Source organism: Colwellia sp. KU-HH00111, assembly GCF_040362745.1.
In the GTDB taxonomy this organism is placed as follows: domain Bacteria; phylum Pseudomonadota; class Gammaproteobacteria; order Enterobacterales; family Alteromonadaceae; genus Colwellia.
On the sequence record NZ_BAABWO010000001.1, the window covers coordinates 795,418 to 811,925 of the forward strand.

Genomic DNA, 16,508 nt, shown 5'->3' on the forward strand with positions numbered 1-16,508 from the left:
GTTACCATCACTCCCAAGTAAATGCTGGATAAGTCGGTAATACTAATGGCGCTGTAGAGCCGTTAGCAACATGGTTTTTTGCTTGAGTGATCAGTAACTCGATATCATTTGGTATGCGAGAGCGAAAACTACTCACTTGTTCCCATTTGTCAGTAAATTTAGCTGATGCTTGTTTATCATCGCTCTGCATATATTGCTTCAATAAAGGGCCTACAACGCCGTAAGCCTTTTTTAATCTGATGGCTTGCTGTTGCTCAAAATGATTAATTTCGGTTAAGTAAGTTTGCATTGCAGAGCTTACTTTCATCGGTTGTTTATTGTTTGTAGCAAAGTGAGTGAAATACTCAATATACTCACTTAATGGCACCTTATTAGCGTTAACCCATTTCTTCATTGATGATTTATTTAGTATTTTATTCTCGTTAGCATCTACCACCATCACGGTAGGTGTGCCGTAATAAACGGGTAAACTAAATTGTTGCACTAATTCAAAGCCTTTATCAAAAAATCCAGCATCTACAAATAGCACTTGGTAATGTTCAGTGAGTATTTTTTGCATGTCTGGCGTTGAAAACTGTTGCGCTAAGCTTTTACTGTCATGGCACCATTGTGCGCCAAGTACAAATAATGCGCTTTTATTTTGAGCTTTTGCAGTTGAAAGAGTGTCTGTTATTTGTGCGTTAAGATGTGTTGTAGGAGTAAAAACATACTCGGTTAACACGGACGGTTCTTCCCCCGCATGATGTTTACTATCAGCACAAGCTACAGTTAACAGCGTAAATAAAATAAAGATGAATTTGTTAAACATTGTTTTTTACTCAGTTGAAAAAGAAGTAATTAGTATGTGCTTATGTTAACAGTAAAATACTCGTTAGAGATGACCTACTTTTACTAAAATAATAGTATCTTGCTCTACATACGGAGTATGATGGCTCATATGTGGACTTCTTATCCAAGTTCCGGCGCCGTAACGGCCATGTTCATCAATAAACTCACCCTTAAGCACATAAATCTCTTCACCACCGGCATGAACATGATGTTGAAACTTTTCACCAGCAGGCCAGTGTACTAAAGCAGTTGATTCACCTTTATAGCTATGTAAAGGCATTACTTCTAGATTACCTATACCCGGTAACCATGGAGTTGTATGCGTGTTAACACGGATTTGTTCATTATCTCCACTTTTAAATTGATGTAATTTTACTAACAGCAGACATCCTTCTTTACTGAAAGGACTATGAATAAAACCATCAGGGTTGCGTAGGTAACTTCCCGCAGGGAAGTTACCTGTTTCATCTGAAAAAATGCCTTCTAATACAAATATTTCTTCGCCTAAAGGGTGCCCATGTTCGCGAAATCTCGTATTTTCATCATAACGAACTATGCTAGTTGCATGGCCTCGCTCGGCATCTTCACGCGCTAAAGGCTTTCGAAAAACACCAGCGATTGGACTGGGTTGCCACTCTTGTGAAGCGGTATTAATGACAACTCTCGTATCAAAATTCATATTTAGCATAGTACTTCTCTTAATTAAACCTAATTTAATCTAATTACGGCCAGCCATTACGCCACCATCAATATCCCAAATTGCGCCGGTCACCCAACTTGCTTGTTCAGATAATAAAAATACCACACCATTGGCGATATCTTCAGCTGTTCCTACACGACCGATAGGATGAAAGCTGTTGAACCCTGCTAATACGCTATCAAAGTCACTCTCGTTAATAAAAGATTTATATATGGGCGTTTTAACAACCGCAGGAGCGATAGCATTAACGCGAATATTAAATTCACTTAATTCCATAGCCATATGCTGAGTTAGTGCATGTAAACCTGCTTTAGCCATAGAATAAGCTGAAGAAGGTGTTGCTTTTATTGCTTGCTTCGCCCACATAGAGCCAATATTTACAATATTACCACCTTGGTTGCGGATCATATTTTTAGCAACTGCTTGAGATATTTTAAAGGTTGCTTTATTAAGATCCATATAAATATCATAATCATTATCATCATGTTCAACAAATGCTTTTGGGCTAAAGTAACCGGCGGCATTAACTAAGTAGCCAATATTTTCATCACTTGAATTAATAAAACTAAGTACTTTATTTAAATCGTTTGTTTGATATAAGTCTGCTTGAATACTCGAAATATTGCCATACGCTTTTAACTCATTACATGCGTTAAGTAGTTTGTCTTGCTGTCGCCCAACAATCACTACTTGAACATTTTCTTGTAATAATTTTTTTGCTGTTGCGTAACCCATACCACTAGAGCCACCAATAATTAACGCGATGCCAGATTTATTTAACAGTGTAGTTGATGTAAACATTGTCTATCTCCAATTTACGTTTTATGTTGTGTTTAAGGATGTTTTGCTGTGGTAATATTAAGGGCTAGCAAAATTTAAAAATAGTAAGTACAAATAGGTGCAGTAGGAACTTTTTGGTACATCTTTATGAATTTAAAAGAAAAAATATATTTAAGAAAATCAACGCCTGAGCGTTCTGCACGCATGGTTGAAGCCATTGTAGGTTGTAAGTGGTCTTTAACTATTTACCAATTACTAAAAAGTGATATTACCCGACCAGGAGAAATGGTCAAAAATGTTGAGGGATTAACGACCAAAGTACTTAATACTTGTTTAAAGAAAAATATCGAATTTGGTATTTTAGCCCGACAAAACTTTAATGAAATACCACCACGAGTCGAATATAGTGTTACACCGTTTGGGCGCAAGTTTATTAAAGTTATTGATAGTTTAGAAGCACTACAAAATGAAATTGATGCTGATCGCCCCCAATGTTGACATAACAGTGTGCGTTAGTTAGTTTTTAAAGAACCCACTTCAAGCCAAGTTTGAAAGGTGTGCAGCGTGAAGTGGGTTAAATGCAAATGTTTTATGGTTTACTACTTTTTACTGTTTAATACCTTCGATATAAAGGTTTAATTCAACATTCTTTGAGGCGGGCCCTAAATTCTTTTCAATAGCAAAGTCAGTTAATGCGATATTAGTGGTGCCACTAAAACCAACACGGTAACCACCCCATGGATCTTTACCTTCACCAGTTTTTTGGGCATCAATAGTGATTTTTTTGCTCACTCCGTGCAAGGTCAATGTGCCGGTGATGGCTAATTTACCCTCTCCTTTGTCTGTGACTGAGTCACTTACAAATTTTGCATTAGCAAATTTACTCACATCTAAAAAGTCATCACTTTTCAAATGTTTGTCACGTTCGGCATGATTAGAGTTAACACTGCTAGTATCAATGTTTACTTCAATTTTTGATGCACCAATGTTGTTTGAATCATAACTAAAATTGCCACTAAACTTATCGAATCGGCCTGTCAACCAACTGTAACCTAAGTGCTGTATTTTAAAGTTTATAGAAGCATGCGCGCCTTTAGTGTCAATTACATAGTCAGCAGCATTGGCTGTTGGTATAAACATCGCGGCAGCAAATGCTGATGTTAAGGCTAGTTTAGTTAACTGTTTTTTCATTTGTATTCTCCAATTTTTGGCGTCTGCCAATGATTCTGTTTAAGGTGTTGTCTTTATCAATAAAGTGATGTTTCAATGCGGCTAGTGCATGTAATAGCACAGTTGCAATTAATAAATAGGCAAGCCATTTATGAATAACACCAGCTATGTCTTCTTGGTTTTCAATAATTGAGCCAATAGCTGGTATAGTTATCAATTCGAACACTTCAATGCCTCTACCATCGGCTGTTGAAATTAAATAACCAGTTATCATAATGATGAATACCAACCAATAAAGCAGTGTGTGTGTTATTTTCCCCGCTTTTTGCTCAAGTATAGTATGACTGTCTAAATGGTTAGGCTGAACTTGCTTAGAGCGCCATATCAATCTAACTAGCATTAAAGCAAATAAAGCAATACCAATACTTTTGTGTAACTTAGGTGCAGATGTATACCATTGATGATAGTAACCTAAATCAACCATGTAATAGCCTAGACCAAATAAACCAATAATACTAAATGCACAAATCCAGTGTAAAAAAATACTGATATAGCCATAGTTGTCGCTAGTGTTGTTCAATTATTACGCTCCGTAAACGCTCTTTTTGTTAAAAGCTAAATTGACATGCTTTTTAGATGATGTTGCTAGTTGATGAAAACAGTATGGCAATAGTTTAGTTAAATTAATATTGAAGCTTTATTTATAACTTGTTAAGTTTTACTTAACTAAAATTGTAACAATTCTTCTCATTCACTTAAGTAGACCCAGATAAATGACCTTAGAGCAATTAAAAATGTTGGTAAAAGTGGCTGAATTAGGAAGCCTTAAAGGCGCGAGTGAGGTACTTTATAAAACCCAGCCAGCCATTAGCCAAGGCATAAAGCAGTTAGAGTCGCAATTGGGTTTATCGTTATTTAACCGCCAAGGCTATCGTTTATTATTAACTGATAACGGCCAACAAATATATCAACATGCGCTGAGGTTGCTCAATGAAGCACAACAAATAGAGCAGTTAGCTACTTTTTTAACAAAAGGTAATGAAGCGACGGTTACCTTAGCAATAGAAGCTTCTTATGATTTAAAAAAAATATTACCCGTTCTTGAAATGACCCAAAATGAGTACCCTCACACTCAAATTATTCTAAAGCAAGAATACATTAATGGTGCGTTAGAAGCGATTAAGTCTGACCAAGCTGATTTGGCCCTTACCGCAATAGATAATTTAGCCTTGCACTCAGGTCAATATGAAGCGATTAAACTGTATCAAGGGTATTTATGTAATGTGGTATCACCAAAATTATTAAAGCGCCATGTTGAACTGGCATCAGTGGAAGCGTTAAAAGATGAATATCAAATTGTTGTTCAAGATTCAGGGCAAAGTAGCAAGGGGATAAGCTATAGTGTACAAGCTGGGCAGCGGTGTTGGTATGTTAATGATTTTAGTACCAAGAAAACATTAATTATGAGTGGGATAGGTTGGGGACGATTACCCGACTATATGATTAAGGAAGAACTGCAAAGTAACTTACTTGTTGCTGTTCAGTTGCAAGACTTTGATAGTAATATTGCCCTTAATTATCAAGCAATAAAATTAAAGTCTAAGTTACTTGGGCCTGTAGCTACTAAACTATGGAATAACTTAGCAGCACTAGATAATATTTAAGGAATAATACAGTTCCCATAAAATGTAGGACGGATTTCAGGAGAATGTGCGTCCTGCATTCTCTAATAAGCTACATCCATGTAGCGTAATCCGACATCAAAGCGGGCAATGAATTACCCCCTACAATTGAGAAAACACCATACAATGTAGGGCGGATTTCAGGAGAATGTGCGTCCTGCATTCTCTAATAAGCTACATCCATGTAGCGTAATCCGACGAAAAGCGGGCAATGAATTACCCCCCTACAACTGAAAAAGCGCCGTAAAATGTAGGGCGGATTTCAGGAGAATGTGCGTCCTGCATTCTCTAATAAGCTACATCCATGTAGCGTAATCCGACGAAAAGCGGGCAATGAATTACCCCCTACAACTGAAAAAGCGCCGTAAAATGTAGGGCGGATTTTAGTCCGACAAAAACGGGCAATGAATTACCCCCTACAACTGAAAAAGCACCGTAAAATGTAGGGCGGATTTCAGGAGAATGTGCGTCCTGCATTCTCTAATAAGCTACATCCATGTAGCGTAATCCGACAAAAAAGCGGGCAATGAATTACCCCCTACAACTGAAAAATCGCCGTAAAATGTAGGGCGGAATTCAGGAGAATGTGCGTCCTGCATTCTCTAATAAGCTAAATCCATGTAGCGTATTCCAACAACAAGATTATTTTATGCGTGTTTTTTATTGGTAGGAGTTAATGCTTGCTCAATAGTTGATTGCAACAAGGCAATTTTTTGTTTGTTCTCTTTTTGCTCTGCGGCGAGTTGTTGTTGGGCAGTGAGGAGATCATTGGCTAAATTTAATGCTGTCATCAGCAAAGCTTGTTCTGGGGTAGCAATAGATTTATTGCTATTAGCAACAGCTAAACGCTTGCTTAACTCTTCTGCCGCGCCCAACAAAGCCGTTTCTTGTCCAATAGGGCAAGCAACTTTTAGTTTGCGATCATTTACATTGATTTCAACGGTGCGTTGAGTCATTTAGGTTTTTTCCAAGCGTATTTAATAACATAGCATACAATAGATAGATTTTATTGCAGCGTAACTTGCACTATAACTGTGCTAATTTTGCTATGCAAGCAATTGACCATTTTTCTGTTATTTTTCTCATGCCTTTTAACTGCGTCAATGTTAGGATAACGACATTAGATTTCCTTATAGATAGCGACTCGTTATGACTCAAACCTCAACTCTAGGTAACAAATTAGACTTTGCTAGTGCCCAAGCCACTATTACTACTGAAAATGTACAAGCCCATACCAGTGAAATACAAGGGGTTTTAGCCGGATTGATTTGCGCTGGTTTTCCGTTTGAAGATCAAGGATATTTAGCAATGCTAAATGATTTGTTTAACAACTCAGAGCCTTTTCCTGCAGCCGTGAAAAATATTGTTAAGCAACTATTTAGCGAGCTGTGGACCGATATCTTAGATGACAATTATAGTTTTCAAATGATGCTTCCTGATGACGATGAATCCCTCGTTGAACGTGGACACGCTTTAGGGGTTTGGGTACAAGGGTTTAACCTAGGCTTTGGCTTGCAGCAAAAAGACAAACCGGTGGCGTCAGAAGAAATAAAAGAAGTACTCACTGATTTTGCTGAAATCGCCAATTTGTCTAATGAAATGGAAGAAGATGAAGATACCGAACAAGCTTTTTTTGAAATCAGTGAATACGTGCGTATTTCTGCTTTGTTATGTTTTAGCGAGTTAGGTACATTACCTATTAACGCTGGCGGCAACGATCAAAACGATAGCACCATTCATTAGAGCGAGTTATGACAATATCTAATCAAACCAAAGACAATAGTAACCAGCAAGCCTCAGCGCATGCTAATGGCAAACACTTACCGGGTATTGCCAGTTTATCTACACAAGATTTTAAAGCACATCGTGATAGTTTTTTTGCCAACATGGCTGATAATTCCATTGCATTTTTTGCTGCCGCCACTGAAGTTACTCGCAGTAATGATACAGAGTTTTCTTTTTGCCAAAATAAAAATTTCTACTATTTAAGCGGTTTTAATGAGCCAGACGCCTTATTGGTGTTGCTTAAGCGAGAGCACAGCCAACAAACTATTTTGTTTTCATTACCCAAAGATAAAAACCAAGAAGTTTGGCATGGTAGGCGTGTAGGGCAAGAGCAAGCCTGCAGCGTTTATGGTGTCGATCAGTGCTTTACCTTGGACGAAAAAGATCAGCATATTGCTGAGTACTTAAATGGTATAACGCAGGTATATTTTACCTTTGATGATCAGCCACTCACTCAAACAGTGTTTGCTTGGCTTGCTAAAGTAAGAGCAACTATTCGCCAAGGCACTAAGGCGCCTAGCAAAGTTGTTGATGCTAGCCCAATCATTAATGAATTACGTTTGATTAAAAGCGACAATGAAATTGAAGTAATGCGCCAAGTTAATTATATTTCTTGCTTAGCGCATCAAAGGGCCATGGAAAAAACTCAAGCTGGTTTATATGAATATCAAATAGAAAATGAAATACGCCATGAGTTTACCCGCCATGGCGCACGCTATGCGGCTTATGCCACCATAGTTGCAGGCGGCGATAACGCCAATATTTTACACTATACCGACAATAGTGAGACGCTCAATGATAACGAGTTATTATTGATTGACGCCGGAGGAGAGCTTGCAGGCTATGCAGCTGACATCACCCGTACGTTCCCCGTCAATGGCAAATTTACTGCGCCACAAAAAGCGCTATATCAACTGGTATTAGATAGCAAAAGCAGCGTTATAGAAGCGATTAAGCCGGGTGTTACCTTTGCTAAATTGAACGAAATTGCCAATCAAGAGTTAACAACAGGCTTGTATAATCTCGGTATTTTATCTGGTGATTTAGCAACCTTGATTGCAGAAAAAGCGTGTAAAAAATACTTTATTCACGGCTTAGGTCACTGGTTAGGTTTAGATGTGCATGATGTTGGCGACTATCACATCAACCAAGACAAAGCGCAATTACGTGAGTTTGCCCAGGGTATGGTGTTAACCATAGAGCCCGGCTTATATATGCCACTTGATGATACCGAACTCGATGCTCAGTGGCGTGGAATAGGTATTCGCATTGAAGATAACATTGTAGTGACTGAGCAAGGTTATGAAAATTTAACGGCTGACTGTCCTGAAACCATTAATGACATTGAAGCATTAATGGCTAGATAAGGTCATAGCTGTAAAAATGCTTGTTGAGTAAGAGTATGAAAAATAATAAAAATCATTTTGATGTCGTCATTTCTGGTGGAGGGCTTGCTGGATGTTTACTGGCATTAAGCTTGGCGGACTTAACCAAAGCAGATGGCCGTTTGTTGTCAATTGCCATCGTTGAAGCTACGCAGGACAGCACCGTAACTAGCACACCGCGCTTTGATGATCGAGTGCTTGCATTATCACATGGCAGTGCGGACTACCTAAAAAAAATGGGCGTTTGGCAGTATCTGGCTAATGATGCTTGTGCGATTAAAAAGATAGATATTTCTGATCGTGGTCATTATGGTAAAGCACGTATTGACGCGCAATCACATGGCGTTAGTGCGTTAGGTTATGTGATAGAAATGGCCTTAATTGGAAAGGCGCAATTAAAAGTGCTTGCTAGTAAGCCTAATGTGCAGTGGCTGTGCCCAGATCGTATTATCGATATTAACTGGCAAGCCGAACAAGAAGACAGGGTAGAAATCAAGCTCGACACCGGACAATATGTGCAAGCGAATTTATTGTTAGCGTGCGATGGCGCTAATTCTCCTTGTCGGCAATTAGCTGGGATAACTGTACGTCACAGAAACTATCAGCAAGTGGCACTCATTGCGAATGTTGCTACAGAAAATCCGCATAACAACAAGGCTTTTGAACGCTTTACCGAGTTTGGTCCTTTGGCTATGTTACCCCTTACTAGGGTTAAAAGTCAGTTAAAAGATGAGCTTAGCCATCATCAAAACAGCGATAATCGCTGTTCTTTAGTATGGACGATGACACCAGAGCAAAGTGAGCGGGTTTTAGCATTAAGTGATGATGAATTTAAGCAACAACTTGAACGTGCATTTGGTAGCTGGCTTGGGGTGATCACATTGGTAGGCAAGCGAGCTGCTTATCCGTTAGTTTTATCACAAGCAACCCAGCAAACGTATCATCGAATGGCACTAATCGGTAATGCCGCCCATACTATTCACCCCATTGCTGGCCAAGGCTTTAATTTAGGCCTAAGGGATGTGCAAGTTATGGCAAGTTTATTGAGAGAGAGTTTGCAAGCGGAACGAGACATTGGCAGTTTTAGCCTGCTAAATAGTTATGCACAACAGCGGCAATTAGATCAACAGCAAGTGATAGAGCTTACTGATTCACTAGTGACCTTGTTTTCAAGTGATCTACCGCCTTTGATTGCAGGGCGAAATATAGGCTTAAAAGTTATGAATTATGTCTCTGCGTTAAAAACCCCGTTAGTGAATAAACTAATGGGCTATTGATTTACTGATGTTATTTGTCTGAATAAAGCCCAACCGAATATTAATCTGAACCTAAATAGATCTATTGAAATAGCTTTTAGATGCTATTTTTTGAAAAATAAGAGAAAAAAATGCAAAAATTTGATGTGTTAATCGTTGGTGCTGGCATGGTGGGCTTAACCCTGGCGCTCGCGTTAAGGAAATCAAGTAATTTAACAATTGCCATCGCAGATACTCTAACCATAACAGAGTTAACCGATGAACCCGAAGTACGAGTTAGCGCAATAAATGTTGCTAGTAAAACCCTATTTGAACAATTAGGTGTTTGGCCAGCAATTATCGCCTTGCGCACCCAAGCTTATCAACACATGCATATTTGGGATAAAGCAGGGGGCGGAAAACTAGATTTTACCGCAGACGATATCGACGGGCTCCCTAGAAATGACGATCTAGGTTGGATTATTGAAAATAAAGTTATTCGTAATGCACTATGGCAACAAGCACAGACCGATGAAGGCATCAGCTTTTTTACCTCGCATAAGCTAGCTAATATTGCGGTTGGCGAAAGTGAAGCGTTCGCTAGCTTTGAAATGCCAGCAGCCAATGAAAATACCCCTTCAACTAGTGCTATGCAAACGCCACTTATTGCCAAGCTAGTCGTTGGTGCTGATGGCGCTAATTCTTGGTTACGCAAGCAAATGGATATGGCGATGATCACCCGTGATTACGATCATCATGCCATTGTGGCTACAGTAAAATGCCCACAAGGCCACAAAAACACTGCTTGGCAAGTTTTTTTACCGACAGGGCCTTTGGCTTTTTTACCTGTATTCCCACAAAGCAAAGATATTTGCTCTATTGTTTATTCTACCTCACCAGAAGATGCAAAACGGTTGACCGCACTTTCTGCTGTTGAATTTTCTAAAGAATTAACTGCTGCCAGTGATGGCAAATTAGGTGCTATAGAGTTAATCAGTGAACGTTTCACTTACCCATTAACTATGCGTTTGGCGCAAGACTTTGTCAAAGACCGACTTGTGCTTATTGGCGATGCAGCACATACCATTCACCCCTTAGCAGGGCAAGGAGTGAATTTAGGATTGTTAGATGCTGCAGCACTAGCGCAAACTTTGGTAGAGGCAAAAGATGAGCATAACAAAGACGCACTAGATATTGCTGATGCAAAACGGCTAAAAGCCTTTGCTCGCTATCGTAAAAGCGAAGCGGTTGAGATGATTGCCGCAATGGAAGCCATTAAACAAACGTTTGCAGTACAACAGCCAGGGTTACAATTTCTACGTGGTATTGGTTTGAGTTTGCTCAATCAAGTTAAACCCGTTAAAAAAAGATTAATTGAGCAAGCGTTAGGATTAAAAAGCGACTTGCCCGCATTAGCAACACAAAAAGTGGATTCATAGAAGAAATGCTTGGGATTTAATACTATAGATCTTCGATAAAAGACTTCAAAGATGATCTTAGCCATTAGACCTTAACTACGCAGCTTGAAACTAAAACAAACAATATAAAGCTAACCAAGTAAGCATGCTATGAAAGGGATAAAATTTATTTCAGCTATGTTCTTATAACGCGGTGCCTATTCGATTTATATTTACAATCAGGTTGTTTTAAAAAATTAAATTCTGTTTTATTTGTTAAGTCGGTTTTTTATTTGAATAGGGCGCTGTTTTTTGTTGAGTTAGTCAGTCACTGCGGCTATAATCAATGCAAATTTGATCAGCATCTTCACTTCTTTAGGTATAACTGATGACTAATAAAACTGTACTACATGCAAAACACTTAGCCTCTGGCGCTAAAATGGTTGATTTTCACGGCTGGGAAATGCCAATCAATTATGGCTCTCAAATAGAAGAACATAATGCTGTGCGTGAACAGGCAGGTATGTTTGATGTTTCACACATGACCATTGTTGATGTACAAGGCGCACAAGCAAAAGCGTTTTTGCGCCGTTTAGTTATTAACGATGTAGCAAAATTAACGGTTGCTGGTAAAGCTCTTTACACCGGAATGCTTAATGAAGCAGGTGGCGTGATTGATGACCTGATCATATATTTCTTTTCTGACACTAATTACCGTTTAGTGGTTAACTCAGCCACACGTGAAAAAGATCTTGCTTGGATGAATAAGCAAGCGCAAGATTTTGATATCACCATCACAGAACGTCCTGAATTTGGTATGATTGCTGTACAAGGCCCTGAAGCAAAAGCCAAAGTTGCTAATTTATTAACACCAGCACAAATTGTTGCGGTTGAAGGTATGAAACCATTCTTTGGTGTGCAAGTGGGTGATTTATTTATTGCTACCACAGGCTATACCGGTGAAGAAGGTTACGAAATTATCGTTCCTGATCACGCTGCAGAAGATTTCTGGCAAAAATTAATTGATGCCGGAGTAACCCCTTGTGGTTTAGGTGCTCGTGATACTTTACGTTTAGAAGCGGGTATGAATCTTTACGGTTTAGATATGGACGAAACAGTGTCGCCATTAGCCGCAAACATGGCATGGACGATTAGCTGGGAGCCAGAAGAAAGACAATTTATTGGTCGTGATGTATTAACCGCACAAAAAGCGGCAGGCGATCAACCTAAGCTTGTTGGTTTAGTCCTAACAGAAAAAGGCGTGTTACGTTCACACCAAGTGGTAGTAACAGAATTTGGTAACGGCGAAATCACCTCGGGGACTTTCTCACCCACATTAGGCCATAGTGTTGCACTAGCACGCGTGCCAAGAAGTGTAAAAGTGGGCGATGTAGTTGAAGTTGAAATGCGTAAAAAATTGGTGAAAGTACAAGTCACCAAACCTAGCTTTGTGCGTAACGGTAAGAAAGTATTTTAATACGCAATTGATTGAAAATACCCGCAGATGTTCTATATTAACGGAACACTGAATTTAATAACAAATTAAAAATTTAACACATAGGAAAACTAAAATGAGCAACATTCCTTCAGAATTAAAATATGCAACTTCTCATGAGTGGGTTCGCAACGAAGGTGACGGTATTGTTACTGTAGGTATTACCGAGCATGCGCAAGATCTTTTAGGCGATATGGTATTTGTTGAACTACCTGATGTAGACGATGAAGTTAGCACTGGTGATGACATTTGTGTTGCTGAATCAGTTAAAGCTGCCTCAGATATTTATGCGCCAGTATCGGGTAAAATTATTGAAGTAAATGAAGAGCTTGAAGACTCACCAGAATTAGTTAACTCTGACGCTTTTGGTGAAGGTTGGTTGTTCAAAATACAAATGGAAGATGCGAATGAGTTAGACAACTTACTAGATGCTGAAGGCTACGCAAACTCTATTGAAGAATAGGCTACTGTCTGTAGCATATGCTTCGGTGCTAACTTGCTAGCGTTTGTGGTTACATCACTTTTCCCCTTAAGTGGTGATAATCTCATCCGCTAGCGTTTTATTAAAGGTTAGCTATTTTCCAAGAACAAATCATCAATGATTAAGCCACTAACTCAATGTTTGCGGCTTTCTTTTTATTTGTAAAACTATTTAAGTGAAACTGTTATGACTGCTCAATCACCTGCTAACTCGCTGGCCGCTATGTCGTTAGCACAACTAGAACAAACCCAAGACTTTATCCGTCGCCATATTGGTCCTAGTGAATCACAAACTCAAACCATGCTTAATGACATTGGTAGTGAATCAATGGATGCGCTTATTGATGAAATAGTCCCGAGCGACATACGTTTAGATAGTTTGCCTGCCATTGGTGATAGCAAAACAGAAGTGCAAGCGCTTGCCGACTTAAAAGTTGTTGCAAACTTAAATAAAGTTAACACCACTTATATAGGTTTAGGCTATTACGGCACATTAACCCCCAATGTTATTTTACGTAATGTTTTAGAAAACCCCGGCTGGTATACGGCTTATACGCCATATCAACCTGAAATTGCCCAAGGCCGTTTAGAATCATTGCTTAATTATCAGCAAATGTGTATTGACCTAACGGGTTTACCGCTTGCGAGTGCGTCATTATTAGATGAAGGTACCGCAGCGGCAGAAGCCATGGCATTAGCAAAACGGGTGTCAAAAAATAAAAAATCAAACTTATTCTTTATTGCCAATGACGTTTTTCCGCAAACCATTGACCTAGTTAAACAACGTGCAGAAATGTTTGATTTTGACATTGTGGTAGCGCCAGCCAATGAAGCCGCTGATCATGATATCTTTGGCGCACTTCTCCAATACCCAAGTGCCACAGGTGAAGTTACAGATATTAGCGATCTGATTGCTAATATTCATGCAAAAAAAGGCATTGTTGCTGTTGCTGCCGATATCATGAGTTTAGTTATGCTTAAATCACCAGGCGAATTAGGCGCTGATGCGGTTATTGGCTCAAGCCAACGCTTTGGTGTGCCAATGGGCTACGGTGGTCCTCATGCAGCATTTTTCACCACCAGTGATAAATACAAGCGCTCACTACCGGGCAGAATTATAGGTGTATCTAAAGATACCCGTGGTAACAATGCACTGCGTATGGCAATGCAAACACGCGAACAACATATTCGTCGTGAAAAAGCCAACTCAAACATTTGTACAGCACAAGTATTATTAGCCAACATGGCAGCGTTCTACGCGGTTTATCATGGCCCTCAAGGCTTGAAAACTATTGCCAACCGCATTCATCGTTTTACTGATATTTTGTGTTTAGGTACGGCAACTAAAGGCTTAACGGCTATTCACGCAAATTACTTTGATACCTTAACCTTTAATGTTGCTTCTCTTGAAGGTAACAGCAAAGCAGAGATTGTTGCGCGTGCTTTAGCAGCCAGTATTAATTTACGTACCGATGTTGATGGTCAAATCAGTGTTTCTCTGGATGAAACAACTACCCGTGCTGATGTTGCTAACTTATTTGACGTATTACTCGGTGAAGGACACGGCTTAGACGTTGCTGTCCTTGATGATAAAATTGTTGAATGTGGTCACTCTTCAATTCCAGCGTCGTTAGTACGTGATTCAGAGATATTAACCCACCCCGTATTTAATTCGTATCACAGCGAAACGGAAATGTTGCGTTATATTAAGCGTCTTGAAAACAAAGATTTAGCATTAAATCATTCAATGATTTCACTTGGCTCTTGTACCATGAAGCTAAACGCTACGGCACAAATGTTACCGGTAAGCTGGCCTGAATTTGCCAATATGCATCCGTTTGCACCACAAGATCAAGCACTGGGTTACAAGAAAATGATTGACGAGTTAGCCGACTGGTTAGTTGAGTTAACAGGGTACGACAAAGTATCAATGCAACCTAACTCTGGCGCTCAAGGTGAATATGCCGGCCTTATCGCTATTCACAAATACCATGAAAGCCGTGGTGACTCTCACCGTAATATCTGTTTAATTCCGGCTTCAGCGCATGGCACTAACCCAGCATCAGCAATGATGGTTGGTATGAAAGTTGTGGTTGTTGCTTGTGACAAACAAGGTAACGTAGACATGGCTGACTTAACCGCTAAAGCCGAAGAGCTACGTGACAATCTGTCTTGTATTATGATCACGTACCCGTCTACTCACGGTGTTTATGAAACCACTATTGCTGAAATTTGTAACATTATTCACAACAACGGTGGTCAAGTTTACCTTGATGGCGCAAACATGAATGCCCAAGTGGGTATTACCTCACCAGGTTTTATTGGCGCTGACGTCTCGCACCTTAATTTACACAAAACCTTTGCTATTCCACATGGCGGCGGCGGCCCAGGTATGGGGCCTATTGGTGTTAAATCTCACCTAGCACCATTTTTACCTGATCACGCCTTGATTAATGTTGATGAAACCACCGCAGGTAATGGCGCAGTATCGGCAGCACCGTTTGGCAGTGCAGGTATATTATGTATTTCATACCTTTACATAGCATTATTAGGTAAAGAAGGGGTAACCGCAGCAACAAAATATGCTATTGCTAATGCAAACTACTTAGCAACAAAGCTAAGCCAGCATTACCCTATTTTATACACAGATAAAAATGGTAGAGTTGCCCATGAGTGTATTGTTGATTTGCGTCCAATTAAAGAAGCCTGCGGCGTAACTGAAATGGATGTAGCTAAACGTTTAATCGATTACGGTTTCCATTCACCTACCATGTCTTTCCCGGTAGCGGGTACGCTGATGATTGAGCCAACTGAATCTGAATCTAAAGTTGAGCTAGATCGTTTTATTGAAGCCATGGTGTGCATTCGTAATGAAGCACGTAAAGTTGAATCTGGCGAATGGACATTAGAAAACAACCCACTACACCATGCACCACATACCTTAGCAGATATCACCGATGCTAACTGGGACAGAGCATATAGCATTGCTGACGCAGTATTCCCGGTTGATGCGGTTAAAATTGATAAATTTTGGCCAACCGTTAACCGTATTGATGATGTTTATGGCGATAGAAACTTAGTGTGCTCATGCCCACCGGTATCTTCATATGAAGACTAGTTTTTTTTGTGATCACGACAATTCAAGTTGGAAACCGATCAGATCTAGTTGGAAACCGACAAATGTAGTTGGAAACTAATTAGATTGCAGAATATTTAAAAGGTGAGCAAATAAGCTCACTTTTTTGTATGTAAAAATTATTAGTTAAGGTAAGATTATTTACAAGTGTCAACTTTCAATTAAGTTTGTGACTCTTGTAATAGAGTTTGTGAATTGAATTAAGTTTGTGACTGACTTATTAAAATAAAGGTGGCTTGAGCCACCTTTTTTATTTCTATTTACGTTTTTCATTTGATTGCATTTAGCTATATGGAACCTCATAATGTATTTAGCAAAAAATAATAAATATTTTTAAGGTAAGTCTTTTATGGCCATGCAATTTTTACCAGGTTCATTGGAAATTGATAATGTACCCTATGATATGGAGATCTGGAGGGTTTTAATTGATAAATT

At 39.3% G+C, this 16,508-nt stretch carries 15 protein-coding genes; 9 read left to right on the forward strand and 6 right to left on the reverse strand.

All coding sequences use genetic code 11. From position 1 onward, the window contains the following. Nucleotides 1-7: 7 nt before the first annotated feature. The 3 genes from ABXG98_RS03460 to ABXG98_RS03470 form a co-directional block, all read right to left on the reverse strand. On the reverse strand, nt 8-808 hold the full coding sequence (locus ABXG98_RS03460; RefSeq protein ID WP_353537286.1) for a thioredoxin domain-containing protein: 801 nt from the start codon (nt 806-808) through the stop codon (nt 8-10). Nucleotides 809-871: 63 nt separating this feature from the next. After that, complete coding sequence (locus ABXG98_RS03465) at nt 872-1,516, reverse strand: cupin domain-containing protein (RefSeq protein WP_353537287.1); 645 nt, start codon at nt 1,514-1,516, stop codon at nt 872-874. 30 nt (nt 1,517-1,546) lie between these two features. Next, nucleotides 1,547-2,329, reverse strand: a complete 783-nt coding sequence (locus ABXG98_RS03470) for an SDR family NAD(P)-dependent oxidoreductase (RefSeq protein ID WP_353537288.1) — start codon at nt 2,327-2,329, stop codon at nt 1,547-1,549. A gap of 126 nt (nt 2,330-2,455) precedes the next feature. Here ABXG98_RS03470 and ABXG98_RS03475 point away from each other — a divergent pair, with 126 nt between their 5' ends. After that, nucleotides 2,456-2,806, forward strand: coding sequence for a winged helix-turn-helix transcriptional regulator (locus ABXG98_RS03475; RefSeq protein WP_353537289.1), 351 nt, complete (start codon nt 2,456-2,458; stop codon nt 2,804-2,806). A 108-nt stretch (nt 2,807-2,914) separates the two neighbouring features. Here ABXG98_RS03475 and ABXG98_RS03480 read toward each other — a convergent pair whose 3' ends face one another. Both ABXG98_RS03480 and ABXG98_RS03485 read right to left on the reverse strand, forming a co-directional pair. Continuing rightward, nucleotides 2,915-3,499 carry a YceI family protein gene (locus ABXG98_RS03480; RefSeq protein ID WP_353537290.1) on the reverse strand — a complete coding sequence of 195 codons (585 nt, stop codon included), beginning with the start codon at nt 3,497-3,499 and terminating at the stop codon, nt 2,915-2,917. Next, nucleotides 3,480-4,058, reverse strand: coding sequence for a cytochrome b (locus ABXG98_RS03485; RefSeq protein WP_353537291.1), 579 nt, complete (start codon nt 4,056-4,058; stop codon nt 3,480-3,482). The genes ABXG98_RS03480 and ABXG98_RS03485 overlap by 20 nt, the downstream gene beginning before the upstream one ends. 193 nt (nt 4,059-4,251) lie before the next feature. Here ABXG98_RS03485 and ABXG98_RS03490 point away from each other — a divergent pair, with 193 nt between their 5' ends. After that, entirely contained in the window at nt 4,252-5,142 is an 891-nt protein-coding gene (locus ABXG98_RS03490) for a LysR family transcriptional regulator (RefSeq protein WP_353537292.1), read from the forward strand. Nucleotides 5,143-5,807: 665 nt separating this feature from the next. Here the strand turns inward: ABXG98_RS03490 and ABXG98_RS03495 are convergent. Continuing rightward, entirely contained in the window at nt 5,808-6,116 is a 309-nt protein-coding gene (locus ABXG98_RS03495) for a cell division protein ZapA (protein ID WP_353537293.1), read from the reverse strand. 193 nt (nt 6,117-6,309) lie between these two features. On the opposite strand from ABXG98_RS03495, the gene ABXG98_RS03500 reads away from it, so the two are divergent. From ABXG98_RS03500 to gcvP, 7 genes are all read left to right on the forward strand, one after another. Next, the gene (locus ABXG98_RS03500) at nt 6,310-6,903 is read left to right on the forward strand and encodes a UPF0149 family protein (protein ID WP_353537294.1); all 594 of its coding nucleotides are present in this window, start codon (nt 6,310-6,312) and stop codon (nt 6,901-6,903) included. Nucleotides 6,904-6,989: 86 nt separating this feature from the next. Beyond that, nucleotides 6,990-8,312 (forward strand): Xaa-Pro aminopeptidase, encoded by a 1,323-nt coding sequence (gene pepP, locus ABXG98_RS03505; RefSeq protein ID WP_502901533.1) that lies wholly within the window; start codon nt 6,990-6,992, stop codon nt 8,310-8,312. 35 nt (nt 8,313-8,347) lie between these two features. Next, entirely contained in the window at nt 8,348-9,607 is a 1,260-nt protein-coding gene (ubiH, locus tag ABXG98_RS03510) for a 2-octaprenyl-6-methoxyphenyl hydroxylase (RefSeq protein WP_353537296.1), read from the forward strand. Nucleotides 9,608-9,717: 110 nt separating this feature from the next. Further along, nucleotides 9,718-11,004, forward strand: a complete 1,287-nt coding sequence (locus ABXG98_RS03515) for an FAD-dependent monooxygenase (protein WP_353537297.1) — start codon at nt 9,718-9,720, stop codon at nt 11,002-11,004. Between the two features lie 346 nt (nt 11,005-11,350). Next, nucleotides 11,351-12,439 carry a glycine cleavage system aminomethyltransferase GcvT gene (gene gcvT, locus ABXG98_RS03520; RefSeq protein ID WP_353537298.1) on the forward strand — a complete coding sequence of 363 codons (1,089 nt, stop codon included), beginning with the start codon at nt 11,351-11,353 and terminating at the stop codon, nt 12,437-12,439. A 94-nt stretch (nt 12,440-12,533) separates the two neighbouring features. Further along, a complete protein-coding gene (gene gcvH, locus ABXG98_RS03525) occupies nt 12,534-12,920 on the forward strand; it encodes a glycine cleavage system protein GcvH (protein ID WP_353537299.1) in 387 nt (128 codons plus the stop codon). A gap of 204 nt (nt 12,921-13,124) precedes the next feature. Further along, entirely contained in the window at nt 13,125-16,055 is a 2,931-nt protein-coding gene (gene gcvP, locus ABXG98_RS03530) for an aminomethyl-transferring glycine dehydrogenase (RefSeq protein ID WP_353537300.1), read from the forward strand. Nucleotides 16,056-16,508: the final 453 nt, after the last annotated feature.